At 63.8% G+C, this 26,217-nt stretch carries 21 protein-coding genes; 8 read left to right on the top strand and 13 right to left on the bottom strand.

Annotated features, from left to right (window positions below; translation table 11 throughout):
* The first annotated feature begins 23 nt into the window (after positions 1–23).
* The 3 genes from ACYQ3G_RS14110 (at position 24) to ACYQ3G_RS14100 (ending at position 2,952) form a co-directional block, all read left to right on the top strand.
* Positions 24–743: a metallophosphoesterase family protein gene (locus tag ACYQ3G_RS14110; RefSeq protein WP_459826641.1), complete on the top strand. Its 720-nt coding sequence runs from the start codon at positions 24–26 to the stop codon at positions 741–743.
* Complete coding sequence (locus ACYQ3G_RS14105) at positions 743–2,035, top strand: protein kinase domain-containing protein (RefSeq protein WP_459828329.1); 1,293 nt, start codon at positions 743–745, stop codon at positions 2,033–2,035. The genes ACYQ3G_RS14110 and ACYQ3G_RS14105 overlap by 1 nt, the downstream gene beginning before the upstream one ends.
* A 245-nt stretch (positions 2,036–2,280) precedes the next feature.
* Positions 2,281–2,952, top strand: a complete 672-nt coding sequence (locus ACYQ3G_RS14100; protein ID WP_459826639.1) for a LysE family transporter — start codon at positions 2,281–2,283, stop codon at positions 2,950–2,952.
* Positions 2,953–2,995: 43 nt separating this feature from the next.
* Here the strand turns inward: ACYQ3G_RS14100 and ACYQ3G_RS14095 are convergent, their stop codons facing one another.
* Both ACYQ3G_RS14095 and ACYQ3G_RS14090 read right to left on the bottom strand, forming a co-directional pair.
* Positions 2,996–5,158, bottom strand: coding sequence for a malate synthase G (locus ACYQ3G_RS14095; RefSeq protein WP_459826637.1), 2,163 nt, complete (start codon positions 5,156–5,158; stop codon positions 2,996–2,998).
* Positions 5,159–5,379: 221 nt separating this feature from the next.
* Entirely contained in the window at positions 5,380–5,790 is a 411-nt protein-coding gene (locus ACYQ3G_RS14090) for a response regulator (protein ID WP_459826635.1), read from the bottom strand.
* 473 nt (positions 5,791–6,263) lie between these two features.
* Between ACYQ3G_RS14090 and ACYQ3G_RS14085 the strand changes: the two genes are divergently transcribed.
* The 3 genes from ACYQ3G_RS14085 (at position 6,264) to ACYQ3G_RS14075 (ending at position 11,505) form a co-directional block, all read left to right on the top strand.
* Entirely contained in the window at positions 6,264–9,086 is a 2,823-nt protein-coding gene (locus tag ACYQ3G_RS14085) for a PAS domain S-box protein (RefSeq protein ID WP_459826633.1), read from the top strand.
* Positions 9,079–10,287: a response regulator gene (locus tag ACYQ3G_RS14080; protein ID WP_459826631.1), complete on the top strand. Its 1,209-nt coding sequence runs from the start codon at positions 9,079–9,081 to the stop codon at positions 10,285–10,287. Before ACYQ3G_RS14085 ends, ACYQ3G_RS14080 begins: the two co-directional genes overlap by 8 nt.
* An 87-nt stretch (positions 10,288–10,374) precedes the next feature.
* Entirely contained in the window at positions 10,375–11,505 is a 1,131-nt protein-coding gene (locus ACYQ3G_RS14075; protein WP_459826629.1) for a response regulator, read from the top strand.
* Between the two features lie 58 nt (positions 11,506–11,563).
* Here the strand turns inward: ACYQ3G_RS14075 and ACYQ3G_RS14070 are convergent, their stop codons facing one another.
* From ACYQ3G_RS14070 to ACYQ3G_RS14060, 3 genes are all read right to left on the bottom strand, one after another.
* The gene (locus ACYQ3G_RS14070) at positions 11,564–14,020 is read right to left on the bottom strand and encodes a PAS domain S-box protein (RefSeq protein ID WP_459826627.1); all 2,457 of its coding nucleotides are present in this window, start codon (positions 14,018–14,020) and stop codon (positions 11,564–11,566) included.
* Between the two features lie 272 nt (positions 14,021–14,292).
* The gene (locus ACYQ3G_RS14065; protein WP_459826625.1) at positions 14,293–14,934 is read right to left on the bottom strand and encodes a cytochrome b/b6 domain-containing protein; all 642 of its coding nucleotides are present in this window, start codon (positions 14,932–14,934) and stop codon (positions 14,293–14,295) included.
* A 4-nt stretch (positions 14,935–14,938) separates the two neighbouring features.
* On the bottom strand, positions 14,939–16,558 hold the full coding sequence (locus ACYQ3G_RS14060) for a tetrathionate reductase family octaheme c-type cytochrome (RefSeq protein WP_459826623.1): 1,620 nt from the start codon (positions 16,556–16,558) through the stop codon (positions 14,939–14,941).
* 270 nt (positions 16,559–16,828) lie between these two features.
* On the opposite strand from ACYQ3G_RS14060, the gene ACYQ3G_RS14055 reads away from it, so the two are divergent.
* Positions 16,829–18,247, top strand: a complete 1,419-nt coding sequence (locus ACYQ3G_RS14055; protein ID WP_459826621.1) for a sigma-54 interaction domain-containing protein — start codon at positions 16,829–16,831, stop codon at positions 18,245–18,247.
* Between the two features lie 79 nt (positions 18,248–18,326).
* Here ACYQ3G_RS14055 and ACYQ3G_RS14050 read toward each other — a convergent pair whose 3' ends face one another.
* From ACYQ3G_RS14050 to ACYQ3G_RS14015, 8 genes are all read right to left on the bottom strand, one after another.
* Positions 18,327–18,923, bottom strand: a complete 597-nt coding sequence (locus tag ACYQ3G_RS14050; protein WP_459826619.1) for a DUF445 domain-containing protein — start codon at positions 18,921–18,923, stop codon at positions 18,327–18,329.
* 36 nt (positions 18,924–18,959) lie between these two features.
* Positions 18,960–19,403 (bottom strand): hypothetical protein, encoded by a 444-nt coding sequence (locus ACYQ3G_RS14045; RefSeq protein ID WP_459826617.1) that lies wholly within the window; start codon positions 19,401–19,403, stop codon positions 18,960–18,962.
* A gap of 84 nt (positions 19,404–19,487) precedes the next feature.
* Positions 19,488–19,829: a phenylpyruvate tautomerase MIF-related protein gene (locus tag ACYQ3G_RS14040; RefSeq protein ID WP_459826615.1), complete on the bottom strand. Its 342-nt coding sequence runs from the start codon at positions 19,827–19,829 to the stop codon at positions 19,488–19,490.
* A 9-nt stretch (positions 19,830–19,838) separates the two neighbouring features.
* On the bottom strand, positions 19,839–20,330 hold the full coding sequence (locus ACYQ3G_RS14035) for a universal stress protein (RefSeq protein ID WP_459826613.1): 492 nt from the start codon (positions 20,328–20,330) through the stop codon (positions 19,839–19,841).
* 9 nt (positions 20,331–20,339) lie between these two features.
* Positions 20,340–21,314 carry a protein kinase family protein gene (locus ACYQ3G_RS14030; RefSeq protein WP_459826611.1) on the bottom strand — a complete coding sequence of 325 codons (975 nt, stop codon included), beginning with the start codon at positions 21,312–21,314 and terminating at the stop codon, positions 20,340–20,342.
* A 22-nt stretch (positions 21,315–21,336) separates the two neighbouring features.
* Positions 21,337–22,287 (bottom strand): YbgA family protein, encoded by a 951-nt coding sequence (locus ACYQ3G_RS14025; protein WP_028578319.1) that lies wholly within the window; start codon positions 22,285–22,287, stop codon positions 21,337–21,339.
* 124 nt (positions 22,288–22,411) lie between these two features.
* On the bottom strand, positions 22,412–22,900 hold the full coding sequence (locus ACYQ3G_RS14020; RefSeq protein ID WP_459826608.1) for a pyridoxamine 5'-phosphate oxidase family protein: 489 nt from the start codon (positions 22,898–22,900) through the stop codon (positions 22,412–22,414).
* Entirely contained in the window at positions 22,885–24,408 is a 1,524-nt protein-coding gene (locus ACYQ3G_RS14015) for an SDR family oxidoreductase (RefSeq protein WP_459826606.1), read from the bottom strand. The genes ACYQ3G_RS14020 and ACYQ3G_RS14015 overlap by 16 nt, the downstream gene beginning before the upstream one ends.
* Before the next feature lie 127 nt (positions 24,409–24,535).
* On the opposite strand from ACYQ3G_RS14015, the gene ACYQ3G_RS14010 reads away from it, so the two are divergent.
* On the top strand, positions 24,536–26,008 hold the full coding sequence (locus ACYQ3G_RS14010) for a leucyl aminopeptidase (RefSeq protein ID WP_459826604.1): 1,473 nt from the start codon (positions 24,536–24,538) through the stop codon (positions 26,006–26,008).
* Positions 26,009–26,217 lie beyond the last annotated feature (209 nt).

Here is a 26,217-nt window from a genome sequence, read left to right as displayed (position 1 = left end):
GGGCGCCTGCGCATGGGGAATGCATGCTCGTTGCGATTCTTTCGGACATTCACGGCAACCTCGAAGCCCTGACCTCGGTCTGGGCGGACATGGCGGCTTTTGCCGTGGACGAGGTCGTGTGCCTGGGCGACATGGTCGGCTACGGGCCCAATCCCGACGAGGTGCTGCGGTCCGTGCGCGAGCGGGGGGCGTGCTGCTGCCTCGGCAACCACGAACTCGGCATCGTCAGCCGTTCCGAGCGGTCCTGGTTCAACCCCACGGCCCAAAAGGGCCTGGCTCTGACCGCACGTCTCCTTTCCGCGGACAGCCTGACCTTCATCGCCGGCCTGCCGCGCTTCATCCTGCTTGCGGGCGCACGTTTCGTGCACGGTTTCCCGCCCGACAGCGTGACGACCTACCTGTACCAGGCCGCGGATGAGCGTGTGGCGTCCTGGTTCGACCGGGGCGAGCCACTGACCTTCGTGGGCCACACCCATGAACTGATGCTGTTGCTCCGGGACGGCGCCGGGATCGAACGCCGCGAACTCGGGTCGGGCCGCATCGGCCTCGCGGACCGGCCCTGCATCGTCAACGCCGGCAGCGTGGGCCAGCCCCGCGACGGCAACAACAACGCGAAATATCTCCTCTGGGACACGGACGGGGACACCGTGGACGTGCGCTTCGTGCCCTACGACATCGCCGCCACCGTGGCGAAGATCCGCGAGCGCGGCTTTCCCGAGTTCTACGGGTCGAGGCTGTGGTGATGGACATCGGTCGCTACACCGTCCTCGGCCCTCTGGGGCGCGGCGGCATGGGCCGGGTCTTCAAGGTACGACACCGCGAGCTCGGGCGGGTCATGGCCCTGAAGCTCCTGGAACCGCCGGAAATTCTTGTGGATCTCATGGGCGCGGAAGCCGTGCGTGAGGCCTTCCTGCGCGAGGCGCGCATCCTGGCCGGGTGCGACCATCGCAACATCGCCCAGGTCTGGGATCTCGACGTGGACCGGGGGCGCCCCTTCATGGTCCTCGAATACCTGTGCATGAACGTCGGCTCCCTCATCGGCGAGGGCCGGATCGTGGAGGCGCCGACGCGGATCGTCCCGCCGCGCACGGCCTTGGACTTCGTGCGCCAGACCCTCGACGGGCTCGGGTATCTGCACGACCGGGGCATCGTGCACCTGGACGTCAAACCGGCCAACCTGATGCTCGGCGCCGACGGCACGGTCCGGCTCATCGACATGGGCCTTTCGCGGCTGCGCGGGGAGCCGTGGGCCAGACCACGGGGGCTCAAGGTCGGGTCGCCCTTCTACGCGGCGCCCGAACAGGAGGCGCGGCCCGAGACGGCCGACGCCAGGTCCGATCTCTATTCCGTGGGCGTGATCCTGCACCGGCTGCTGACGGGTCTGCTGCCCGAAGGAGGCATCGCGCAGACGGAGCTTTTTTCCGATGTCTGGAAGGAATTTTTCGTCCGTGGCCTGGCCGCGGACCGTGAAGCGCGGTTCCCCGACGCGCCGGCCATGCGGGCGGCCCTGGGTGCCCTGGAGGCTGACCTGGACAGGCGCGCCGGGGTGGACTGCGTGCTGCGCGAGGCCGAGTGCGAAGTCATGGGCGCGTTGCGGAAGGAGCCCGTGCGCACGGGGGTGGTCGGGCCCTGTCCCTTCGGCTTTCTGGACGGGCTGTGCAGGCCGTGGAAGTTCCACGAAGCGGAACTGGAGGAGATCGCGGACGGGTGGTTTGACCGCTGCACGGGCCTGGTCTGGGGGCCCGTCTCGTCCTGGCCCATGACCTGGGACGAGGGGATGGCCCTGGCGCGGCGGGAGGCCGTGGCGGCGGAGGGCTGGCGCATGCCCACGGTGGATGAGGCCGTGTCGCTCTTGCGGCCCGGGCAGGCGCTGGGAGAGTTCTGCCATCGCCCGTTCGGCGACAGGTATCTGTGGCTGTGGACGGCGGACCGCAGAAGCTTTACGTCGGCCTGGTTCGTGGACGTCGGGGGCGCGGCGGTGCTGGCCCAGGACAGGACGTGCAGGTTTCATGTGCGGCTGGTGAGGTCGGTGTAGCAGGGCCGGATGAAAGAGGTCGAAGTGGCTCCGAGACGGCTTTGGGTCGGCTTGCAGGGCGCGGCAAAACTTCCTCGCCGGCCTCGTAATGCTTCCCGGCCTTGATCTCCGGTCAGCCGATTTCGCTTCGGACGGCATACGGCCGGGAAGCAAACGATGCCAGGCTCGGTCGGACAGTCGCCGCGCCCTGCAAGCCGACCCAAAGCCTTGCCGCGTATCCGGGACCGGATCGAAGAAATTTTCTGATGAACATGAGTGATGTTGAGGAGGTTCAGGTGGAGAGCGGGTTTTTGCAGGTGTTTGCCGTGGGGGTGGCCGTGGCCGTGGCGCCGGGGCCGGATTTTTTCATGGTTCTGCGCAACAGCCTTTCGCGTGGGCGCATGGCCGGGGTCATGACGGCATTGGGCATCGGGTCGGCGCTGGTCGTGCACGTGGTCTATTCCGTGTTGGGGCTGGCCCTGGTCATCGCGTCGAGCCCGGCCGTGTTCGGGCTGATCAGGATCTGCGGGGCGCTCTATCTGCTCTACATCGCGGCGCGCTGTCTCGTGGCGCGGAAGTCCGAAATGCCCGACGTCTGCATTCAGACGGAAGCTCCGGCAGGGAGGGATTCGCTCTTTCGTGGCTGGCGCGAGGGGTTCTGGTGCAACCTGCTCAACCCCAAGGCGGCACTCTTTTTCCTGAGTATCTTCTCCCAGTTCATGACTCCGGACACGCCAGGCGCGGTGCGCTGGATCTATGGAGCCGAGGTCATCGTCATTGTCACGGCCTGGTTCACGCTCCTGGCCCTCTTCCTGTCCACGGGCCGCATGCGCTCCATGTACGCGGGCCTGGCCCGGTGGATCGACGGCGGCGTGGGCCTCATCTTCGGCGGGGTCGGTTGCTCGATCCTGTGGCAGGAGGCCAGAAGGGTGCTGTAACGCCGAAGGGGCGGAAATTCCGCCCCTTTCGCGTTGTGGAGTCTTATTTGAGGTCTCTGGCTTTGCGCTCCCGTCTCCTGGCGTGCAGGATGGGTTCGGTGTAGCCGCTCGGCTGCTGGATGCCCTTGAAGATGAGGTCCTTGGCGGCCTGGAAGGCAAAGCTGGCCTCGAAGTCCGCGGCCATGGGGCGGTAGGCCGGGTCGCCCTGGTTCTGACGGTCGACCACGGCGGCCATGCGCTTGAGGGTCTCGAGGACCTGCTCCGGCGTGCACAGGCCGTGGTGCAGCCAGTTGGCCAGATACTGGCTGGAGATGCGCAGGGTGGCGCGGTCCTCCATGAGGCCCGTGTCCGTGATGTCCGGCACCTTGGAGCAGCCGATGCCCTGGTCGACCCAGCGCACCACGTAGCCCAGGATGCCCTGGCAGTTGTTGTCCAGTTCGCGCTGGATTTCTTCCGGCGTAAGTTTCCCGTCCAGCAGCGGCAGGGTCAGCAGGTCGTCCAGACTTGCTCTGGACTTGCCGGCGAGTTCGACCTGGCGGGCGAAGACGTCCACCTCGTGGTAGTGCATGGCGTGCAGGGTCGCGGCCGTGGGCGAGGGCACCCAGGCGCAGTTGGCGCCGGCCAGGGGGTGGACCTGCTTGGTCTCGACCATCTGGCGCATGCGGTCGGGCATGGCCCACATGCCCTTGCCGATCTGGGCCTTGCCCGAGAAGCCGCAGGCCAGGCCCGTGTCCACGTTCCAGTCCTCGTAGGCCAGGATCCAGCGCTGGTTCTTCATGGCCGCCTTGGGCACCATGGGGCCGGCCTCCATGCTGGTGTGGATCTCGTCTCCCGTGCGGTCCAGGAAGCCGGTGTTGATGAAGATGACCCGCTCCCTGGCCGCGCGGATGCACTCCTTCAGGTTGACCGATGTCCGGCGCTCCTCGTCCATGATGCCGATCTTCATGGTGTGGCGGCCGAGGCCCAGGGCGTCCTCCACGCGGTCAAAGAGTTCGCAGGCGAAGGCCACTTCCTCGGGCCCGTGCATCTTGGGTTTGACGATGTAGACGCTGCCGGCGCGGCTGTTGCGCAGGGAGCCGAGCCCTTTGAGGTCGTGCAGGGCGACGAGGCCCGTGACCATGGCGTCGAGGATGCCCTCGGGAACTTCCCGGCCGTCTTGGAGCACGGCGCCCGTGGTCATGAGGTGCCCGACGTTGCGGACCAGCAGGAGGCTGCGGCCGGGCAGGGTCAGGATTGAGCCGTCGGGGGCGGTGTAGGCGCGGTCGGGGTTCAGGCTGCGGCAGACGGTCTTGCCGCCCTTGTCGAAGGCGGCCTGCAGGTCGCCGCGCAGCAGGCCCAGCCAGTTGGCGTAGGTCTGGGCCTTGTCCTCGCCGTCCACGGCGGCGATGGAGTCCTCGAAGTCCACGATGGTCGTCACGGCCGCCTCCAGGATCACGTCCTTGAGGCCCGCGGGGTGGGCCGAGCCGATGGGGTGGGCGCGGTCGATGCACAGCTCGATGTGCAGGCCGTGGTTGCTGAAGAGCAGAGTTCCGGGGGCGAAACCGGCGAAGGCCGCCGGGTCGCTCAGGCCCGTGACGGAACCGGGGAGAGCGGCCTCGAAGACCTCCATCCCGCCTTCCGTCCGGGTGCGGTACTCGATGACGTCGGCGTGGCTGCCCGTGGCCAGAGGCAGGACCTTGTCCAGAAACGCGGCCGCGAACTGCATGACCTTGGCGCCGCGCACGGGGTTGTACTTGCCGGTGCGGGTCGCGCCGCCGTCCTCGGGCAATACGTCCGTGCCGTAGAGGGCGTCGTACAGGCTGCCCCAGCGGGAGTTGGCGGCGTTCAGGGCGTAGCGGGCGTTGGTCGCCGGCACCACGAGCTGCGGGCCGGCGATGGTCGAGATTTCGGGGTCGACGCCCGACGTGGCGATGGAGAAGGGGCCGCCCTCGGGCACGACGTAGCCGATCGAGGTGAGGAATTCCTTGTAGGCCGCGGGGTCATGGGCTTTGCCCGCGCGTTCCGTGTGCCAGGCGTCGATCCGTTTCTGCAGGTCGTCGCGCTTGGCCAGCAGCGCCTCGTTGCGCGGCGTCAGATCCCGCAGGATCGTTTCCAGGGATGCCCAGAAATCGGTGTCCGCCACGCCCGTTCCGGGCGCGACCTGTTCACGGATAAGGTCATAGAGGGGCTTTGCGACGTTCAGTCCGCCGACGGGAATGTAGGTCATGGGCTGCTCCTTGGTTGGGATGGAAATTGGTCCTACCAATATCCGGGAACTGGCGTCGGGTCAATGACGGGAGCGAATTGGGTTTCCACTGCTACATGCTGGAATGACGGTTGGTTGGGTTGTCGCTGTCGCATGGGGACGAAATTTCTCCATGCGGTGCGATGGCGGCGGGCGAAGTCCGGCCTTCAATTTGTCCCGGCCGTGCCTCGGGCGGTCCCCGTTCAGGCTCCGCGCGCCGGGAGGATGCCGAGCTTCTCCATTTCCGCGATGACGCTGTGCACGTGAATCGGTTTGACGAGATAGGCCGAAGCTCTGCCCTCGTGAAAGGCTTGGCTTACGCTGTCGGCACTGTCGAGGGCGGTGGTCATGATGACCTTGACTTCCCTTATCTGGGGCAGGCGAAGAGCCCGCTCTCTCTCCCTAATGATCCTGAGGACGTCGTGTCCGGTCATGTCCGGCATCATGATGTCCAGGAAGATGACATCGTAGGGCTTGCCTTCCGACCATGCGCCGTTGAAAGCCGCTATGGCGGACGGGCCATCGTTCACCTCGTCGACGTGCCCGTATTTGTCCAGGATCATCCTCAGCAGTGTCGCCCCGGCAGTGTCGTCTTCAACGACAAGAAACTTCATAACGCTGGCAACCCTCCGGTGAATGGCGTGAGCAGTACGTATCAAGAGGTTTTGATACGTAACTTTACGTCACGCGGCAAGACAGTTTTCAGTCGGGATTAACCCTCATTCACGGATTTCTGCATACTGCAGTGGCCCTTCAAAGGAGCCAGTCGGTGTTTCCGATCGCTCGGAAGTCGTTCAGGAAGCCCGCCTGTTCCTCCAGGACTCCCGCCAGGGTGTCGATCGCCGCGGGATCGAAGGCCATCCCTTTCGAGGTGTGTCGTTCTCGTCTTTTGGAGTCAAAATTATCCGTACGTTCTTGCAGAACCTAGGCCCTTGAAGTAGCTTGCCAGCCTGATCAAGTACGTATGGCTTGGGCGCGGACGATGACAAGAAAAATCTGAATCCCGACGTGGGGCAACCCTTGCGTAGGGACAGCTCGTCCAACGTGGACGGGCCGGATTCGCACTGCAGGAAGTCAAGGAATACCAATGGGTGATCATCTCGTCGATCTGCTCCGCAAGAAGGAAGATTGGTTGATTGAGCGCATCCTTTTTTATGCGCAGGAGCACGGCTACGTCGCGTACACGTCCACTCTCGCCGAAGCGTGGCGGCTTTCCGTTGTCGGTCTGACCGATGCCCTGGCCGCGGCCCTCGAGAACGGGGGCACTTCCGGCATAGAGATCAAGGTGCATACGGACTGGGATGCGGATCCCGTAACCAGGTTCGGACTGGAGGAAGCCCGCAGACATCGGGAGCGCGGCATAGATATCGGCATGTTTCTGGGGATGTTCGTGTACTACAGGCAGGCATTCCTGGACTGCATCAGGCATTTCATGCCCCCGGGCGGGGAGCGGGAACGGTATGAGTACCTCATCATGCGCCTCTGCGACCGCATGAGCGCGGCGTTCTGCTCCGAGTGGGCGAGCCTGGGGGACCAGGATTCCGGGACCTGCATGGCCGCAAGCCTGCGGGAGATGACCAATGAAAAGAATCGGTACCTGACCTTTTTCGAGAGCCTCGTTCACCCGGTGGTCTTCGTCTCGCGTGACGGAGCCATCGAGAACCTGAACCGTGCCGCCGCAAGGTTGCTGGACGAGAACGCCGCGCATGGGCGGGATTATTATGCACGGCGCTCGGCCATCGGCGCGGCCAGCCTTTGCGGCGAGAAAGCCGAGAAGGTCTTTCCCTGGCTCGCAGACGTGTTGCGCGAGGGGGAAGGGATACCGGGAGGCACGCTCGAGCGTCTTGTGACCTTTCCGTCATCCGCCGGCGAGCGGCTCTTTCAGGCATGTGTCAGCCAGTTGCCCGACATTTCGGACAAATTTCCGGGATATGCGGTCCTTCTCCAGGATGTGACGGAGCCCCTGAAGAACCGGACGATGATCGAGAGAGCCAAGGAGGAACTCGAACGCACCTTCGACACCATTTCCGACGTGGTGTTCCTGGTCGACGATTCGGGGGTCATTCAGCGTGCCAACAGGTCCCTGACGGACAAGCTCGGGCTGACGCCGAGGGACGTGGTCGGCAGGACGTGCAGGGAGGTGCTGGGCTGTACCGAGTGCAGGCTGTCGGCCGAAGGGCATCAGTCGCGTGAAGTGTCCGTGACGTATCCCAACCTGCCCGGCAGATTCATGGTCCGCAGCAGCGATCTGCTCGATGGGGACGGCAAACGCATCGGCCGGGTCGTCGTTTCCCGCGACGTGACGGCTTCGGACAGAATCCGGGAAACCATGGAGTCCATCGAGAGCAAGTACAAGAGCATCTTCGACCATGCGCCCGTGGGAATATTTCAGAGCACTCCCGAAGGGGTTTACATCAGCGTCAACAAAACCATGGCCACGATGTTCGGTTTTCGTTCTGTCGAAAATATGATCAATTATTACAATGATATATCCAGCCAGATGTATGCGTGCCCTGAGGACAGGGACGCGCTCATCCGCGAAGGCCTGGAGAAGGACAACATTTCCGCCAAAGACGTGAACCTGGTCCGGCCGGACGGGTCGACGTTCTGGGGCAGATTGCGCGGACGCCTAGTGCGCGACGCACAGGACAGGGTCATGTACTTCGAAGGGTTCGTCGAGGATGTGAGCCGCCGCAGGGCAGCCAGGGAAAGCCTGGCGCGCAGCGAGCAGCTCTTCAGAAGCCTGGCGGAGAACATGAGTCAGGGACTGGTGCAGGTCGACAGGGCTGGCACGGTCGAATACTGCAACGACCATTTTTGCGATCTGGTGCGGCAGTGTCGGGAGGACCTCGTCGGCATGCCCCTGACGCCCCTGGTGCATGAAGAGGACAGGTCGCTTTTCGGCACGATATTCGGCCGGGATGCCTGTTTTCTGCCGGGTTCCCGGTTCGATCTGCGCCTGAAGGCCCGTCAGGAGATCCGGTTCGTTCTGGTCACGCCTGTGGCGCAAGACGCCGGGGACGGTCAGCCCCTGGGATACTGGCTGCTTTTTCTGGACATCACCGAGCGCAGGATGCTCGAATCCCAGCTTCTCCAGACGCAGAAGCTCGAAGCCATCGGTCAGCTGGCCGCAGGCATCGCCCATGAGATCAACACGCCGACCCAATACGTCATGAACAACATGTGGTTCATCAAGGAGGGCGTTGAAAATTTGGGGCTGGCGCTCGACGCTTGCCGGGCCGCGGTCGGAGAAGGGGAGGCCCGGAAGGCCTTGGAGTCTCGGGAGGAGGGGTTGCAGATTCCCTTCTACCTCGAAGAACTCCCCTCGGCGCTCTCCGAGACGATGCAGGGGCTCGACCGGATCTCAGCCATCGTCAATTCGGTCAAGCAGTTCGCGCACCCGGGCCACGACAGGCATGAGGAGGTCGACCTGAACGAACTGGTCGAGAAGACGGTCACCCTGTCGCGCAACGAGTGGAAATATGCGGCCGACATGGCGGTGGACCTCGATCCGAACCTGCCGCGCGTCATGTGCTCCTCGCAGGGTATCGGTCAGGTGCTGCTCAATCTTGTGGTCAATGCCGCCCACGCGGTCATGGACGCGCCCACGGGAACGGAACGGTCGGGCAAGATCACGATCGAGACCCGAAGTCTGGGGGACCTGGTTCGCATCCGGGTCACGGATAACGGGACGGGCATTCCCCCCCACGCCCGGGATCATATCTTTGAACCGTTCTTCACGACCAAGCCCGTGGGCAAGGGCACGGGCCAGGGTCTTTTCATCGCCCATCGCGTGGTGGTCAAAGAGCATGGGGGCGAAATCCGCTTTGAAACCGAAACCGGACAGGGCACCACGTTCATCATTTCCCTGCCCGTAGCGGGAAGGGACGAGGATCTGCGTCGTGGATAAGCTCAAGGTGCTCTTCGTCGATGACGACGCCATCGTGCATCAGAGTCTCCGGCGTATCGTCACGTCCAGGAAGCTTCCCATCGACCTTCTGTTGACGACTTCAGCGAGTCAGGCGGAGCAGGTGCTCTCTTCCACCGCCTGCGACGTCATCGTGACCGACGCCAGGCTGCCTGACATGGTCGGGAAAGACTTGCTGGTGAGGGTCAGGGAGCGCTGGCCCATGACCATGCGCATCCTGATGACATCCGAGGCCGAGGATGGAGTCGTTTCGAGCCTCCTCGTCGCTGCGCACCAGTTGCTGAACAAGCCGGTCAGTCCGACGGAACTCCTCGATGCCGTCCAATCGGCTTCGAGGCTTCGCTTTCTCCTCATGAACGAGCGTCTGCGGGCGGTCGTGCATCGCATGGAGCATCTGCCCGTGGTGCCGAAAGTGTACACGGACCTGACCAAGGCGCTCAGGGACGAAAATACCTCGAATCAGACGTTGGCCGGGATTGTCTCCCAAGACATGAGCCTGACGACCGGCATCCTGAAACTCATCAACACGCCGTATTTCGGGCTGTCGCGCAGAGTGAGCGACATTTTGCAGGCCGTGACCATTCTCGGCGTCAACCTCATACGGGGGTTGGTGCTGGCCGACCGCGTCTTCAAGACCCTGGATCCGGACATGTATCCGGGTTTTGATACGGAAAAACTCTGGACCCACTGTATCGACGTGGCGCGCTGTTGCCGTGCGGTCAGGCGCGGGGAAGGCGCGGGAGGCAAGGCTGCCGAGGACGCATTCCTGTGCGGCCTTCTGCATGATGTCGGAAAGATCGTCCTGGCCGAAGGGTGCCCGGGCGAGTACGTCCGGATTCTGTTCCTCGCCCAGAGGAGAAATGTCCCGCTGGCTCATGTCGAGGCGGACGAGCTGTGTGTGACACATGCCGAAGTCGGCGCGTACCTGTTGGGGTTGTGGGGTTTTTCCGAACCCATCGTTATCGCCATAGCCCAGCATCACGGCATTCTTCAGGGTCCTGAATTGTCGCATTTGGCCGCAATTTTACACTATGTCGATGTTGAAATGCACAATCGCTACGTGCGATTGAGCGGTTACGCTCCGCATTCCTTTGCACGTGTTCTCTTTGACGTGGAGGATGGAGAAGCGAAATTTGCCAAGTGGAAGGATTCGCTTGAAGCAGAACTCGACACGGCGCACTGATGCTGCTCGCAAAGAACGCATCCGCAGGCCAGGGAAGATATGACGGGCTGCGGTCAAGTCGCTTGAGACAACCAATGGTGAGGGTCCATGAGCGAACAGATTCTTTTTGTCGATGATGAAAAATTCGTGCTTGAGACGTTTCGGCGCAACCTGCGCAAGCACTTCGTGATCGAGACAGCCGGAAGCGGCCTGGACGCCTTGCAGTTGATGGAGTCAGGCGGCCCCTTCGCCGTCGTCGTTTCCGACCTCAAGATGCCGGTCATGGATGGGGTCGAGTTTCTGGGAGTCATCAAGAACCGATGGCCGGATACGGTCCGCATCATGCTGACAGGCCACGCCGACCTCGATACGGCCATCTCCGCCGTGAACAGGGGGGGGATTTTCCGGTTGCTGACCAAGCCGTGCTCACCGGACGCGCTCCTCCTGGCGGTCAACGACGGGTTGCGGCAGTACAGGCTGGCAATCTCGGAGAAGCAACTTCTCCATGGCACCTTGCGCGGCTGCATCCAGGTCCTGTCGGACCTGCTCGCGTCGGTCAGCCCCAAAGCCTTCGGGCGTGCGGAGAAAGCCAAGCCCCTGGTCGCGGACATGGTGCAGGTCCTCGGGCTGAAAGGCAGCTGGAAATACGAACTTGCGGCCATGCTCAGTCAGATCGGGTGTATATCCCTCCCCATGGACATCCTTGAGCGGAAGATCACCGGCCAGGAACTGTCGAAGGAGGAGCAGCAGATATTCCTGATGCATCCGGCCATGGCGGGCAGCCTGTTGCGGCACGTGCCCCGCCTGGAGGGCGTGGTCGAGATGGTGTCCGAACATGAACTGCCCCTGACCGGGAACCCATGTACGGGCGCCAGGATCTTGAAGGCGGCCCTTGATTTCGTAGATCAGGACAATGTCGGCATCGACTCCGACGAGACGTTGCAGCGTATGCGGGAGGAGTCGGGTGTGTATGATGCGCGAGTCGTTTCGGCGTTGGCCGAGGTCGTGCAGAGACGGCAGAAGAGTGAGATCCGCAGCGTCGGGATAGACGAACTGAACGAAGGCATGCTGCTGATGAGCCCCGTCTTGAGCGGAAAGGGCGTGGTCCTGATCGACAAGGGGCAGAGCATCACCCTGGCGGCGCTGGAATTGCTCCGCAATTTTGGAGCCATTCTGGGGGTCAGAGAGCCTTTGTACGTTCTGGCCAGGAAAGAGCAGCCCTTCGTGCCCGAAGAATAGGTCACCCAGTAGCCTTCATCGTCTCCACCGTGAGGCAGTCGCCCCGTCCGTGTCCCCCTCAGCCGACGGATCCGTGTGCGATTTTATGGTATTCCGCCTGCAAGTCCGCCAGTTTTACAGGCTTGGACAGGAATCCGTTCATCCCTGCAGCCAGAAACGCTTCCTTGTCCACGGTCATGGCGAAGGCGGTCAGGGCGATGATGGGCACGTCCTTCTTCGGCCCGATGCGTGTCGACGAGCGAATGGCCCTGGTCGCCGTGATCCCGTCCATGACGGGCATTTGGATGTCCATGAGGATCAGGTCGAACTCCTGCGTTTCAAGCAGGGCGATGACCTCCTGCCCATTCACGGCCAGGGAGACCGCGTATCCGTTTTTTTCCAGAAGCGTTTTGGTGGCGAAAGCGTTGGACCAGTCATCCTCGGCCAGCAGGATACGGATGCCCCTGGGCGTGTCGTTCCGCGTCGCAGTGTCCGTCTGCGCGGGTGTGCCGGCCGCAGGCGGCAACTTCAGGGGCAGGACGACATGCACGGCGGTCCCTTCCCCAGGCAGGCTGTCCAGGGATATGTGGCCGCCCATGAGTTCAACGAGCCTGCGCACTATGGACAGCCCGAGACCCGCGCCCTGATATTTCCGGGTGTAGGAGGTTTCGACCTGGGTGAAGGGCTGGAACAACTCGTCCAACCGATCGGGTGAAATGCCGATGCCCGTGTCGGTGACGCTTATCAGCACGAGCATCTCCGCATTGGCGAACCGCAGCGGCGTCATCTCCAGATGGACGGAGCCCGTTTCGGTGAATTTTATGGCGTTGCCGATCAGGTTGAACAGGATCTGCCGCAGCCGCGACTCGTCCCCGAGCAGTCTGGGCGGGAGGGCCGGGTCCAGCGAAGTCTTCAGCGAGAGGCCCTTTTCCCTGGAGGCGACAAGGAAGAGTTCAAGCACGGAGTCGCACAGATTGCCGATCTCGAATGCCTCTTCGCGAAGGGTCATCCTGTCGGCCTCGATGCGGGACAGGTCGAGGATGTCCGTCAGAAGGCGAGAGAGCCGCTCCGAGGACGTCATGGCCATGGACGCGTACTTGGCCTGGTCAGGGTCCAGCGGCGTCATCTCCAGGACTTGCAGCATGGCCATGACGCCGTTCAGCGGCGTGCGGATTTCGTGGCTCATGTTGGCCAAAAATGCGCTCTTTGCCTTGTTGGCGGCTTCGGCGGCGTCCTTGGCCTGAATGAGCGCCTGCTCGTTGTGCTTGCGTTCGGTGACGTCGTAGCAGTGTCCGATATATCCGAGGAACGTTCCCTCGCTGTCATAGCGAGGGTTGCCGAGGTCCAGAATCCACCGGTAGGAGCCGTCGGCGTGACGCAGTCGGTACTCGATTTCGAATGCCTCGCGGCGGTTGAATTTCGAGACGTAGAATTCCAGACAGCGGGAATGATCGTCCGGGTGCACGCCCTCGGCCCAGCCGTTGCCGAGTTCCTGTTCCATGGTCCGGCCCGTGAACTTCAGCCATGTGTCATTGAAATAGTCGCAGAGCATGTCGGGGCCGGATGTCCAGATCAGAGCTTTTCCGGCGTTGGCCAGCGTGCGGAAGTGGTGTTCGCTCTCCCGCAGGGCCGTTTCCGCGCGTTTGCGGTCGGTGATGTCCTGGATGACGCCGGCAACCTTCACGACTCGGCCTTCTTCCATGACGGGTCTTCCCACGGTTCTGACCCATTTTTTGTTTCCGGCGCGTGTTTGCATCTCCAGTTCCAGGTCGTACGGGAGGGCCCGCTCAATGGCGTCCTGCACCGCGCGCTCGATCTTGCCCCTCGATGTTTCCGTATAGAAACTCAGCCCTTGATCGACGCCTTCTCTCTCCGCAGGGGGCAAATCGTGGATTTTGGCCACCTCGCCAGTCCAGGTGCCTTGCCGGGTTTGCACATCGAACTCCCATCCCCCGAATCCGGCTATTTCGCCGGCCTGTTCCAGCAGTTCGTTCGTTCTGCGAATTTCCTGCTGTGACTCCATCTGCTCCGAGATGTCGGTGATGATCCCGTCCCAGATGATCCGGTCGTCGGCCAGACGTCGCGGTCGTGAACAAATTTGGAACCATCGCCAGACTCCATCGGAGCGACGCATGGAGAGCTTCATCATGAAATCCGAGAGATCTTTGACGCTTTCGGCTTGCCCAGCTTCCAGCTCCTGCAGTTGTGACGGCGCCACCTGGCGATACAGCAGGCCGGCGTCGCGTATCACGTCTTCAGTACGGAGGCCGTGGAGTCTCTCAAAACCGGCGCTGAGGTAAAGAAATCGGGGCGTCCCGTCCGGTTCCAACGTGAATTGGTACACATAGCTCTCGGGGAGATTGTCGCACACAAGGCGAAAACGCTCCTCGCTCTCCGCAAGGCGCTTCAGGAGCTCCTCATGCCGTGCCAGGTTGAAGCGGATGAGGATCATCAGAAGGAATGCCGAAACGAAGACGAATCCCCACCCTTTGTACATGGACCAGCGCAGCGCAGTGTTCGGATCAAGGTCAAGCATTGCGAGAATTTGATCGGATATGAGAATCCACAAGGAGGAAAAAACGAAATACGGAAGTGTGATGTTGAGTATGCTTTTAGAAAGAAATTTTGTTTTGCGCATGAATCAGGCTCCGTTCACGTCCAGCCAGGCCCGGGCCGGGTTGTGCCTTGCGCTTACACCTTTGCACCCGCCATGGCAAAGCAAACTCGCACACGTTCGCTCCTCCAACGGAAAGGGCCGCGGCCCGTCAGGCGACGGAACGCGGCCCCGTATCGGGAGGGGAGGATGATTCAGCGTTTCTCGTGCACTTCCCACTCGGCCACTTCGCCTTCCTCGACCTCCTCCCAGCCGCTGAACATGGCTGCGACGTGGCTGGTCAGGGTGTGGCCGGTGGTGGTCATGTAGACGTGGACCACCACGAAGGCCAGGATGGCGAAGGCGCAGGCCAGGTGGATCAGCGCCAGCAGGCGCAGGTTCAGGAAGGTCAGGTTCCAGATGGCCCAGTCGTTGTAGAGCCAGTACAGCAGGCCCGTGCCCATCTGCAGGGTCAGCAGGATCGCCGTCAGGCCCAGGTACGTCAGGCGCTGCAGGGGGTTGTGCTTGGCCTCCTTGGACTTCTGCACCGGGTGCGGCAAGCCCTTGAAGATGCCGGAACCGTAGTAGCCGATGACCTCGAAGAGCTTCTTCGTCGTCGGGATGTACTGCCGCCACTCGCCCGTGGTCAGCACCCAGAAGACGATGAAGACGAACAGGACGATCCAGGTCAGGCCCAGGAAGTTGTGGTACTCCACCGCCTTCTGGAACCCGAACAGGGTGAACGTGCCGTGGACCTCGAAGCCCGTCAGCAGCAGCAGGAAGATGAGCAGCGACTGCACCCAGTGCCAGAAGCGCTCGAAACGCGTGTACAGGTAGATCTTCTTCTTGGCTTTCATGTCCTTACTCCTTGCGACGTCCGGCGGAACTCAGGAAACGCCCCAGGCCGTGCAGAACCACGCCCAGCAGCGACGCCCCGACCATGGCCCAGCCGCCCATGTCCAGGAGCCGCACCGAGTCGCGGCCCGGCATGTAGAATCCGCCCAGATGGTCCAGCCGCCCGGCCTTGGCGTGGCATTCCACGCAGGCCACTGCCTGGTCCTTGGGCGCCACCATGTGCGTGATGGGGAAGACGTACTCCGTGTCCACGAAGTCGTACTCTCCGCTGTAGGGCAGCCCGTTGGCGGCCTGGCCCACGGCGATGGCCTTGTCCCAGTCGAAGTCGGACCAGTAGGCGCCCGAGTCCTTGGGTCCGAAGAGCTTGGGGATGACCATGGTCTTGCGCACCTTGTCGTAGGGCGTCTTGCCCGTGTGCACCTTGAAGGGGAAGATGCGGGAGGCAGGGTCGGAGACGTCGCCGATGGGCCAGGACATGCGCACCGGGGCCGAGGGGTCGATGACGTCCTTGGCCGTGGTGCCCTTGATGGAGCCGTTGAACCATTCGTAGCGAGGGACCACGTTCTTGCCCCAGACGAAGGAGCCCTTCTTGGGGTCGTAATCGGGCTTGCCGAACTCATCCTTCTTGGCCTCGCGCTTCGTGTCGCCGGCCGTGGACCAGTCCCAGTGCATCTTGGTCGGGTTGACGCGGGCGTAGGTCGGAATGTGGCAGGACTGGCAGGCCACCTTGTCGGTGTGGTCGTTGGCCTTCTGGTTGGTCTTGTGCGGCTGCGCGCCGTGGCAGGACTCGCACATGATCTTGGGCGTCAGGTCGTCCTCCAAGAGGCTCTTGCGCTCCTTGGAGGCCGGGGTGGCGTAGATGCGGCCGGCGATGTTGTGGGCGTCGGTGGTGTGGCAGCGGCTGCAGTGGAAGTTCTGGCCGTCGACGCCCATGTGCACGTCGAGCTGCTTGTTGGGCTTGGCCATGGACGAGTCCAGGTCGCCGTGCTTCACGCCGTCGCCGCCGCCGCCGTAGAAGTGGCAGGTGCCGCAGTTGTTGCGGTCCGGCCGGCCCACGGACTGGGCCACGGCGTTGTAGTCGGGCGGCAGGAACTCGGTCTTGCCCTCGAACATGGTCGCGTTGGTCACGGGATAGCCGGCCTTGGTCGGGAACTTCTTGTAGGTCCCGGTCGTCTCGTGGCAGACGAGGCAGTCCACGGCCTCGGCCTTGGAAAAGTCGAAGTCCTTGTCCTTCCAGCCGTAGCCGATGTGGCAGGAGGTGCAGCGCGGCTCGTTGGAGCCCACGGCGATACAGAAGTTGTTGACGGACAGGCCGCCCTTGCCGGTCTCGCCCGAGGGGTCGGCCGGGTCCTTCCAGGTCCAGTGGATGGTTTTGTGGATCTGTGTGGCCGCCTCGTTGTGACAGGACAGGCAGGCCTTGGTCACGTCCTCGGGTTTCTCGAATGGCTGCTTGAGGATGGGATGTTTCGAGTGGTCCGTGGTGATCCACCGGGTCGCGTCGTCCTTGACCGCCTGCCGGGCCAGCTGCCTGCCCGGGGCCTCCTCCGTGGCGGCCATGGCGGACAGGGGCCACAGCCAGAGCAGAAGGGCGCCCCAGAACACTCCCCTGCGTACGAATGTGTGCATTGCTCACTCCTTGTTCCGAAATGGTGAAAAGAACTCGGGTCCGTTTCCTCTCCAGTTGGTTCAGATTTTTGCAATGGCCATACCACAAAAATGTGCCCTTGTCCCGGTGAAATGGTACCGAAGTCATTGATCATTTTTTTTCCCTTTCGCCCGTGCTTGGAAATTACATTGACATGTGTTTATTCAATGGTGACACTTGTTTAAGTTTTAAACATCTAACTCGTTGTCTCGTAGTGTGTCGGGACAGTTCCGAACCATGGAGTGAAACGCATGGGCAATCGTGATGCGGCCTCGCAGGCCGAAGCCAGGGAGTCGCTCCCCCAAACTCCCCCGCTTGAAACCCATTGGCGGGAAATCGTCGATATCATGCAGGAGGGGTTGCTGCTGGTCGATCCCGACGGGGTGATCCGCATGGTCAACCGGGCCCTGGAGGAGATCACCGGGTATTCCCGGGACGAACTCATCGGCTCGGACTGCTCCATTTTCAAATGCGACGCCTGCCGCAGGATACGTTCCGAGGCGCGGTCGAGGTGGTGCATGCTCTTCGAGCAGGGCAGCTACGTCCGCCGCAAGTGCCACATCATGCGCAAGGACGGCGCCTACGTGCCCATCCTCAAGAGCGCTTCGATCCTCAACTCCCGGGAGGGCTCTCCCTTGGGGGCGGTGGAGACCATGATCGACCTCACGGAGTTGGACCGCAAGGAGCACGAGCTGCAGCAGCTGTCCCTCATGCTGGAGGAGAAGACCATGTTCCACGGCATGGTCGGCCATTCCTCCAGGATGCTCGAAGTCTTCAAACTCATCGAGAGGGCCGCCCAGAGCGACGCTCCCGTCTTCATCTGTGGCGAGTCGGGAACGGGGAAGGAACTGGTCGCCCGCGCCATCCACGATCTGGGCCCGCGCCGGGAAGAGCCCTACGTGCAGGTCAACTGCGCGGCCCTGAACGAGGCGCTGCTGGAGAGCGAGCTGTTCGGGCACGTCAAGGGCGCCTTCACCGGCGCTATCCGGCACCGCCAGGGTCGTTTCGAGGCGGCCGGCGGGGGCGACATCTTCCTGGACGAGATCGGCGACCTGCCGCTGCCGGTGCAGGTCAAGCTCTTGCGCGTGCTGGAGACCAAGACCTTCGAGCGGGTCGGCGAGAACCGCCCCCTGTCCGTGGACGTGCGCATCATCACCGCCACCAACAAGGTGCTGCCGGAGCTCATCTCGCGCGGCCTGTTCCGCGAGGACCTCTTCTTCCGCATCAACGTCATCCCCGTGCACCTGCCGCCCCTGCGCGAGCGCAAGGAGGACATCCCGCTGCTGGCAGACCATTTCATCCACCGCCTGCGAGTCAAGAGCGACAAGGACATCAAGGGCCTGAGCCCCGAGACCCTGCGGCTGTTCATGGATTATTCCTGGCCGGGCAACGTGCGCGAACTCAAGAGCAGCCTGGAGTACGCCTTCGTCCTGGCCGACGGCGGCCACATCGAGCCCCGCCACCTGCCGGGCGCCTTTGCCGGGGGATTCACGGACCATGCCCCTGCGCCCGCGGCACCATCCGGCCAGAAGGAACAGCTCCTCGACGCCCTGCGCGAGGCGGGCGGCAACAAATCCGAGGCGGCCAGAATCCTGGGCGTGAACCGCCTGACGGTTCTGAACCGGATGCGCAAGTTCGGCGTCGACCTGAAGAAGGTCATCGAGTCCTGAGTGAGGGGCCTCACGTCCTGCTTTGGAACGAAAAAAGGCCGCGCGATGCGGCCTTTCTCGTCACGGCGGCGGGTTGGGCTCAGAAGAACAGCAGGCCCTGGATCAGGCCGATGATGGCGCCGAGCACGGCTCCGACGACCTCGATGAAGCGGAACTCCCTGGCCATGATGGACATGAGCAGTGCCTCCAGACGTTCCATGGACAGGTTCTCGATCTTGTCCTGGATGATGCGGCGGAAATCGAGGCTGTTTTCCAGTTCTCCTGTGGCCGTCTCAAGCAGGCCCGGCACGATGCGGTCCAGTTCCTTGTCCAGGAGCCCCTTGACCTTCTCCATCATGGGGCCGTCCAGAAACATGGCGATCATGGGGTTCAGGCTCCCCAGGCGCGTGGACAGGAACTCCGAGAACCCGTCCAGGATGCGTTCCTTCAGGCGGGCCGAGAATTCAGGCCGCTGCATGGCCTGGCGGATGTCGTCGTGGGACAGGAGCTCGCCTTCGATGACCGCGGCCAGGTTCATGGCCAGGGCCTTCTGGCGCTTGGGGAAGATGCCCTGCACCGTCAGGCTGCCGATCTGCACGGGCCGGCGGGGGTGGAAGAGCATCTTGATGGCGATGAAGTTGGTGATCCAGCCGATGAAGGCGCAGATCACCGTCGACAGGCAGAGCTTGAGCAGCATGGGCGTCTCCGGGTCGTACGGCGGGATGGGGAGGGGTTACTCGGCCTGGTCCGGGGCGAGCTGGTCCACGGTGTGCGGCGCGTCGTTGCGCAGCACGCTCTTGATCTGGGCCGTGAACGCCGCCAGGCCCTGGATCTGGATGCCGTCAAGCATCTCGGCCTCGGACTCGATGCCCGAGCAGGGCTTGGCGCTGGACCAGATGAGGTGGATGCCCGCGGTCTGCTTCACGCCGCCCGCGTCGGCCAGCTCGATGACGGCCAGGGCGTTGGAGCGGCGGACCTGCTTCTTGACCGGTCCGGGCAGGGCCGGGACCTTCAGCAGGTCGGACTTGTTCAGGAAAAGATAGGTCAGGGACATGCCGGGGCTCGACATGGCCTGGTTGCGGAAGCCCTTGTCGACGCCCACGCCCTGTTCCTTGGCGGATTCGATCATGCGGAACAGGTCGCCGGCGATGCTCTGGGCGTAATTCTTCTCGGTCATGGCACACCTCGTGTAGGATTGGGCCGGAAGCGATCCGGCGCCCGGACCCTGTACACGAGGCCTCCCCGCCAGGCAAGCCGCCCCTCAGGCGAAGGCGCGGCCGTCCCAGGCCCATTTGCCCATGTCGGCGTCCATGAACACGATGTACGTGCGCTGACTCTCTATGCCGAGCCTGTCCTGCACGATGGCGGTCAGGTCCCCGGCCAGGACGCGGATGGCCTCCTCCTTCAGGTTCAGGGCCCGCAGGGTCAGGTGCGCCACGGGCTCCTCGCTGCCGCCGAAGAGCATGGGCACTTCGCCGTTGACGATGACCATCATGTAGGTTTCGGCCTTGCCCAGGCCTTTGCAGACGCAGTCCGAGAGGGCGCGCATCAGGGTGCTTTTGTCAGTGATGCGCACGTTGGTCGTGAGTTCGAGACAGGGCATTGTTCCTCCTTATTGTACGACCCAGACGGTGCAGTCCTTGGCCAAATGGGTGACCTTGGTGGTTACGCTGCCGAACAGGAACTCCTCGGCCCTGGACACGCCGCGGCGTCCGATGACCAGGGTCCCGAAGTCCCCGCGCTGCTGGTACTGCAGGATGTCGCGGGCGATGGACGTGCCGATGCTGCACTCCGCCGCCCCCGGGTTGACCGGCGACTGGCAGTGCGGGACATAGTCGATGGTCACGGCATCCGGCGCCAGGCCTCCGGCGGTCAGGGTGGTCCTGGCCTGCTTCAGGAAGGTGCGGATGCGCAGTTCCTGCGTCTGGCCGGCCTCGACCCAGGACGCCTCGTCGGCGAACAGGTCGCGGTTGGGCGGGCGCTCGATGTACAGCACCGTGATCATGAAGCCGCTGCTGCCGCCCAGCAGGTCGGCCACGTAGTTCACCGCACGGGCCGAGTTCTCGGATGCGTCCACCGCGATGAGAATTTTCTTGGGGTCCATGATGTCTCCTTACGCGTTGATCCGCCCGCGGCGGATTACGTCGATACAGGGCAGAAGCTCATCCAGCATTTCCCCGACCGAGGGGTAGAACACCTCCGAGGCGGTGGAGAAGTGCATCAGCACGTTGTTCAGGGTCTCAGGCACATAGGGGTAGACTTTGCGCAGGTTTGAGAGGCGATTTTTGAAGAGCATGGAGAAGTCGGCGGGCTCCAGGTGCACGCCCGGCAGGCCGTCGAACTCCGGGCGGGGAATGTTGAAGGTGGTGCAGAATTTCTTGCCGACCAGATAGAGCAGCAGGTTGCCCAGGCCGAAGATGTCCAGGCCCGAAGGGCTCTCCTGGAACTCGTAGGTATAGTCGAAGTCAATCCAGACGTAGTTGCCCGTGCCATGTTCGAGCCACAGGTGGTCGCGGCGGATGTCGCCGTGGTTCTCGCCGTGCCGGTGCAGAAAGTCGATGGCCCGGCAGGCCTCGGCGAATTTCTCCAGGATGTCCGGCAGCAGTTCGAAGAAGTAGGTCCTGTGGTCGGCCTCCAGCTTGTCGATGGCCAGGGACAGGAGATCACCGCGGACCACGTCGAGGACGCGCACATTGTTCCCGGCCGCGTCGTCGCGCGAATAGCCCTGCATGAAGCGCCCGTCGCCGCGCACCAGGTCCAGGATGCGGGCCTCCTTGCGCGGGCTGCGGAAGCATTCGATCTCCATGCTGCCCAGGGACACGGGAAACTTTTCGTAAAACACGAGCTTGAGGATCTTGCGCTCCCCGGTGTCCAGCTCGCGGCAGCGCTTGACCCAGTATTTGGGATCCTCCACCCCGAAGCTGCGCTCCTTCTCGTCCCGCAGCACCAGGAAATGCTTCCCGTCCAGCTCGATCACGTCGCCGTACTGGATGTTCATGAATTCCGTCGTGTCTGTCATCAGGCTCCCGGCCCGCTTGCGCGGGAACTCGGGGTCGTATCTGGCGATGATGTCGTAGGCGCTGCCCATGGGATCCTCCTGCGGGGTGTCGTCAGGCGTGATTGCGCAACTTGAGTTCCACGGGGTGGGGCCGCAGGTAGGTCTGGTCCTGCAGGTAGAAGTCTTCGTATTTCATGACGTAATGATTGAGCAGGGTCACCGGCACGATGAGGGGGATGATGCCCCCGGCGTACTGGTTGATCAGGTCCAGGAGCTCCTGCTTCTCGTCGGCCAGGAGGTCGTTCTTGAAGTAGCCCATGATGTGCTGCAGCACGTTGCGGTGCTTGGGCGGCGTGGCCTTCATGCGCATGGCCGTCATGAGGTGTTCGTGGTAGCTCCTGAAAAGCTGCTCCTTGGGCATTTCCTTGCCCTTGGCCACCAGCCGGCCCATGGCGCGGTAGATTTCCGGGCTGTGGGCCAGGATTTGCAGCTTGTGGCGCGTGTGGAAGGTCACGAGGTTGCCCAGGGTCTGGCCCCCCTTGAGCATGTCGCGGTAGCGCCGCAGCACGAAGATGCGGTCGATGAAGTTCTCCCGCAGGTGGACGTCGTGCAGCCGGCCTTCCTCCTCAACGGGCAGCAGGGGGAAACGCTCCATGAACATGCGGGCGAAGATGCCCACGGATTGTCCGATGAGGTTGCCCGTGTCCGAGTAGACCTTGACTCGCTCCATGCCGCTCGACGGCGACTTGCTCTTGAAGATGAAGCCGCACAGGCCTTCGCCTTCCAGTTCGTCGAGGCGTTTGGCGGCCCACTCCTTCATGCGCCGCGTGTGGTCGATGCCGCTCTTCTGGGTCAAAAGCCGCGGGGAGTCGGGGTCCCCCACGAGGCGCATGGCTTCGCGCGGGATGGGCAGGCCGCATTCCACTTCGGGGCAGACCGGGACGTACTCCACGTACTCGCCGAGAGTTTTGGTCAGGAACGGGTCGTGCTTGTGCCCTCCGTCATAGCGGACCTTGTCCCCGAGCAGGCAGCGGCTGATCCCCAGGCGGATGGGTCTGTTCATGATGTTTCTCCTTGCCGTGGCGCGCCTCCGGGACGCGCGGGTTGTCCGATGCAAATACCTTCTCGGGAAATATTCTCGAATTCTGGCCGGTTGTCCAGAACCGGCCGGACGCGCGCCGAAAATATCACCCCATGGCGATGCGCGTGACCTGCTGGAAGTTGTCGACCAGGAAATAGGTGCCGATCCTGAGCTCCATGACCGCGTTGCCCGAGGCCGAGGCAAAGGCCGCGAGGTTCGGGTGCTTGCGCGTGAACAGGGTCACGGCGCGGTGGCGGCGCTCGCCGTCGAGTTCCGTGGCGAAGGCCGTGACGGTCAGGGCCTGGGCCTGCGCCGGGTCCGCCGGGTCGTTCCTGGCCGTGCTGACCAGAAAGGACACGTTGGGGTTGGCGCTCATGTTGTCATGCTTGGCGGTCTGCTTGGGCGTGACCACGATGAGGGTTCGCAGGTCCTCGTCGGCGGCGAAGGCCATCTGGCTGCACAGGGGGATGTCCATGAAGCACGTGGCCAGAACGCCGCTGCGCTGGCCGTTCAGGATGGCTTCGAGGCTGCGGCGCACGTCGGGGTCGTTAATGGTCGTTTCGCGGGAGCGGGGTTCGGTCAGGATATTCGACATTGCGAGTCCTCCTTGGGTGGCGTGACGGGTCCGGACAGGATGGTCCCCCCGACTTTGCGGGCCAGGGCCGTGAGCATGCCCCGAAACAGCGGCGTATGCACGGGGGCGAGCGCCTTCCAGTAGACGATACCCCATAAACCCCGCGGCAGGAAGCGTGCGCGCAGGGTCAGGGCGGTGCGATTCGGGCCGCGCTCTTCCACGTCGAACTGCAGCAGGGCCTCGCCCGGCACCTTCATCTCGGCCAGCAGGCGCAGGCGGCGGTTCTCCTCCACCACCAGCACGCGCCAGAAATCCAGGGCGTCGCCGACGCGCAGGTCGCTCGGGTGGCGGCGGCCCCGGCGCAGGCCCGTTCCGCCGATGAGTTTGTCGAGCAGGCCGCGCATCCGCCACAGCCAGTCCCCGTACATCCAGCCTTCGTCGCCGCCCAGGCGGGTCAGGACGTGCCAGACCTGCGCCGGCGTAGCCGACAGGGTCACGGTGTGGGCCGACTCGAAGACCGTCCCGCCGGCATAGGGCGCGTCGCCGCAGTCGATCCATTCTGGCACGCGCAGGCTGCCGGCGTCGGACCAGCAGGTCTCGACCTCGTGCCGGACCGTGCGGTCCAGGGCGCGGGCGATGGCCTCCTCGGGCGACAGCAGGCGGGTGGGGATGAATTCGCGGATGGTGTTTTCGCGGCACACGACCTTGTTGCGCAGGCCCTCGGCCAGGGGCCGGGAGAGGCTCGTGGGCACCGGCGTGACCAGCTGGATCCAGTACGACGAGAGCTTGGGCGTGAGCACGGGCACGGGGATGATGATGCGTTTGTGCAAGCCGGCCACGCGGGCATAGACGTCGAAGAGTTCGCGGTAGCTCAGGACGTCGGGGCCGCCGATGTCGAAGGTGCGTCCGGCGGTTTCGGGGACGTCCAGGCAGCCGCAGAGGTAGTCGATGACGTTGGTCACGGCGATGGGCTGGGACAGGGACTTGACCCAGGCCGGGGTGACCATGACGGGCAGGCGTTCCACCAGGTAGCGCAGGATCTCGAAGGATGCGCTGCCAGAGCCCATGATCATGGCCGCGCGCAGCCAGGTCAGGGGCACGGGGCCGCCGGCCAGGATTTCGCCGACCTCCATGCGGGACTTGAGGTGCGCGCTCAAATCGCCGTCCTGATCGCCCAGGCCGCCCAGGTAGACCAGGCGCGCAAGCCCGGCCTCGGCCGCGGCGTCCCGCATGGTCATGGCGGCCCGCTTGTCGCGGTCTTCGAAGTCTTTGACCCCCGGAAACATGGAATGCACCAGATAGTAGGCCGCGAAGCAGCCGCGCAGGGCCTCGGTCAGGGCCGGGCCGTCCAGGGCGTCGGCGCGGGCCAGTTCGACGTTCGGGTTCGAGGCGAAGGCCCGGCAGCGCAGCTTGTCGGGGTTGCGGCCCACGGCCCGGACACGCCAGCCGCGGTCCAGCAGCGCCGGGACGAGGCGGCCTCCGATGTAGCCCGTGGCTCCGAGAACGGCGACGGTGCGGTTGTGATCCATGCGGGTTCTCCTGATAGCGTATGCGCGGGAAGTCGTGTCCGGCTTCGGGCGCGTACCTTTACTCGGGCGCCCAAGACTCGTATGTCCTTTGACTCTAATGTCACCATTTTTGAGCGATGAGGCAATGATGAATATTGAAATCTTTCGAAGTTGCGATGAATCGGGCGGCGCGACCCTCGTCATGTTCAGGGCCGAAGGCGTTTTCTGGGCCGGGGAGGATCGGGAGATGCTCGTGGCCCTCGGCGTGGACCCTGATATGGCCTTTTCCGGCAAGGCCGGGCGGACGCGGCTGTGTTCCGGCGCGGCCGGGTCATGCTTTCTGGTCGGCCTGGGCAAGGCGGACGAGGTCGATGCCGACGCATTCCGCTCCGCCGTGGGCACGGCCGTGCGCGCCGCGGCAGGCCAGGAACTCGCCCGTCTGGCCGTAGACGCCGGGCATCTGGACAGGCTGGGGCTGGATGGGGACATGACCGCGGAATGCGTCACGGACGTCTTGCTGGCCGGGTACAGGTTCACGACCTTCAAGTCGGACCCCGGCGAGGACGATGCCCCCGTGAGTTTCGCCATCCTGGGGGGCGGTGATGACATGCGGGTCCGGCTGGACCGCGCCATGGCCGTGGCCGAAGGCGTGCGCCTGGCGCGCGACCTGGTCAACACACCGTCCAACGTGGCCACGCCCGAGCATCTGGCAGGTGTGGCTAGCGGGCTGGCAGCGCAGTACGGATTCAGCGTGCAGGCCTTCGGGCCAGAGGAGATCATCGCCATGGGCATGGGCTCCTTCGCTTCAGTCTTTCGGGGCAGCGACACGCCGGCCCGCTTCATAGTCTTGGACTCGGACCCGGACGGCGGCCGTCCCCTGGTCTTCGTCGGCAAGGGCGTGACCTTCGACACGGGCGGCATTTCCCTGAAGCCCGCGGCCAAGATGCATGAGATGAAGGGTGATATGGCCGGCGCGGCCGCCATCCTGGGCCTGTTCAAGGCCATCGGCCTGGCCGGCGGTTCGCCGCGGCGCGTGGTGGGGCTGCTGCCGTGCACCGAGAACGTGCCGGGCAGTCGGGCCACCAAACCCGGCGACGTGGTCACGGCCATGAACGGCAAGACCGTCGAGATACTCAACACCGACGCCGAAGGCCGCCTCATCCTGGCCGACGCCCTGGCCTACAGCGCGCGCTTCGAGCCCGAGATCCTGGTGGACCTGGCCACCCTGACCGGCGCCTGCCTCGTAGCCCTGGGCACCAAGGTCGCCGCCGTGTTCGCCACCACGGCCGAACTTGACCAGCGCATCCGCGAGGGCGGCAGCCGCGTGGGCGAGCGCTACTGGCCCATGCCACTGTGGGCCGAATACGGCGTGCCGCTGAAAAGCGACGTCGCGGACCTGAAGAACATCGCCACGCGCGAGGGCGGGGCGATCTACGCGGCCATGTTCCTGAAGAACTTCGTGCCCGAGGGCGTGGACTGGGCCCATCTGGACATCGCCGGCCCGGCCTGGACCGACGAGAACGTCTCGGTCTTCAGGCCCGGTGGCACGGGGTTCGGGGTGCGGACGCTGTGGGAGTTGGTCGGGGCTTATGCGGAGGATGGCGGTGAGATGGCTTTGTAGATGATGGCGAGGGAAGGGGCCTCGGCGGGGGCGCGAGTCCTGGACGGGGCGGCGCGGACGCGTCGAAACTTCCTCGCCGGCCTCGTAGTGGTTCCCCGTCGCGTGCAGGGCGCTTGGGTGTGCTTGGGGCGGTTGACGACGGGGAACCAAACGATGCCTGGATCGGTCGGACAGTCGACGCGCCCGCGCCGCCCCGTCCAGGACTCGCT

The sequence above is a fragment of the Desulfomicrobium salsuginis genome, from assembly GCF_054657795.1.
This window is presented reverse-complemented; position numbering and strand designations above follow the sequence as displayed.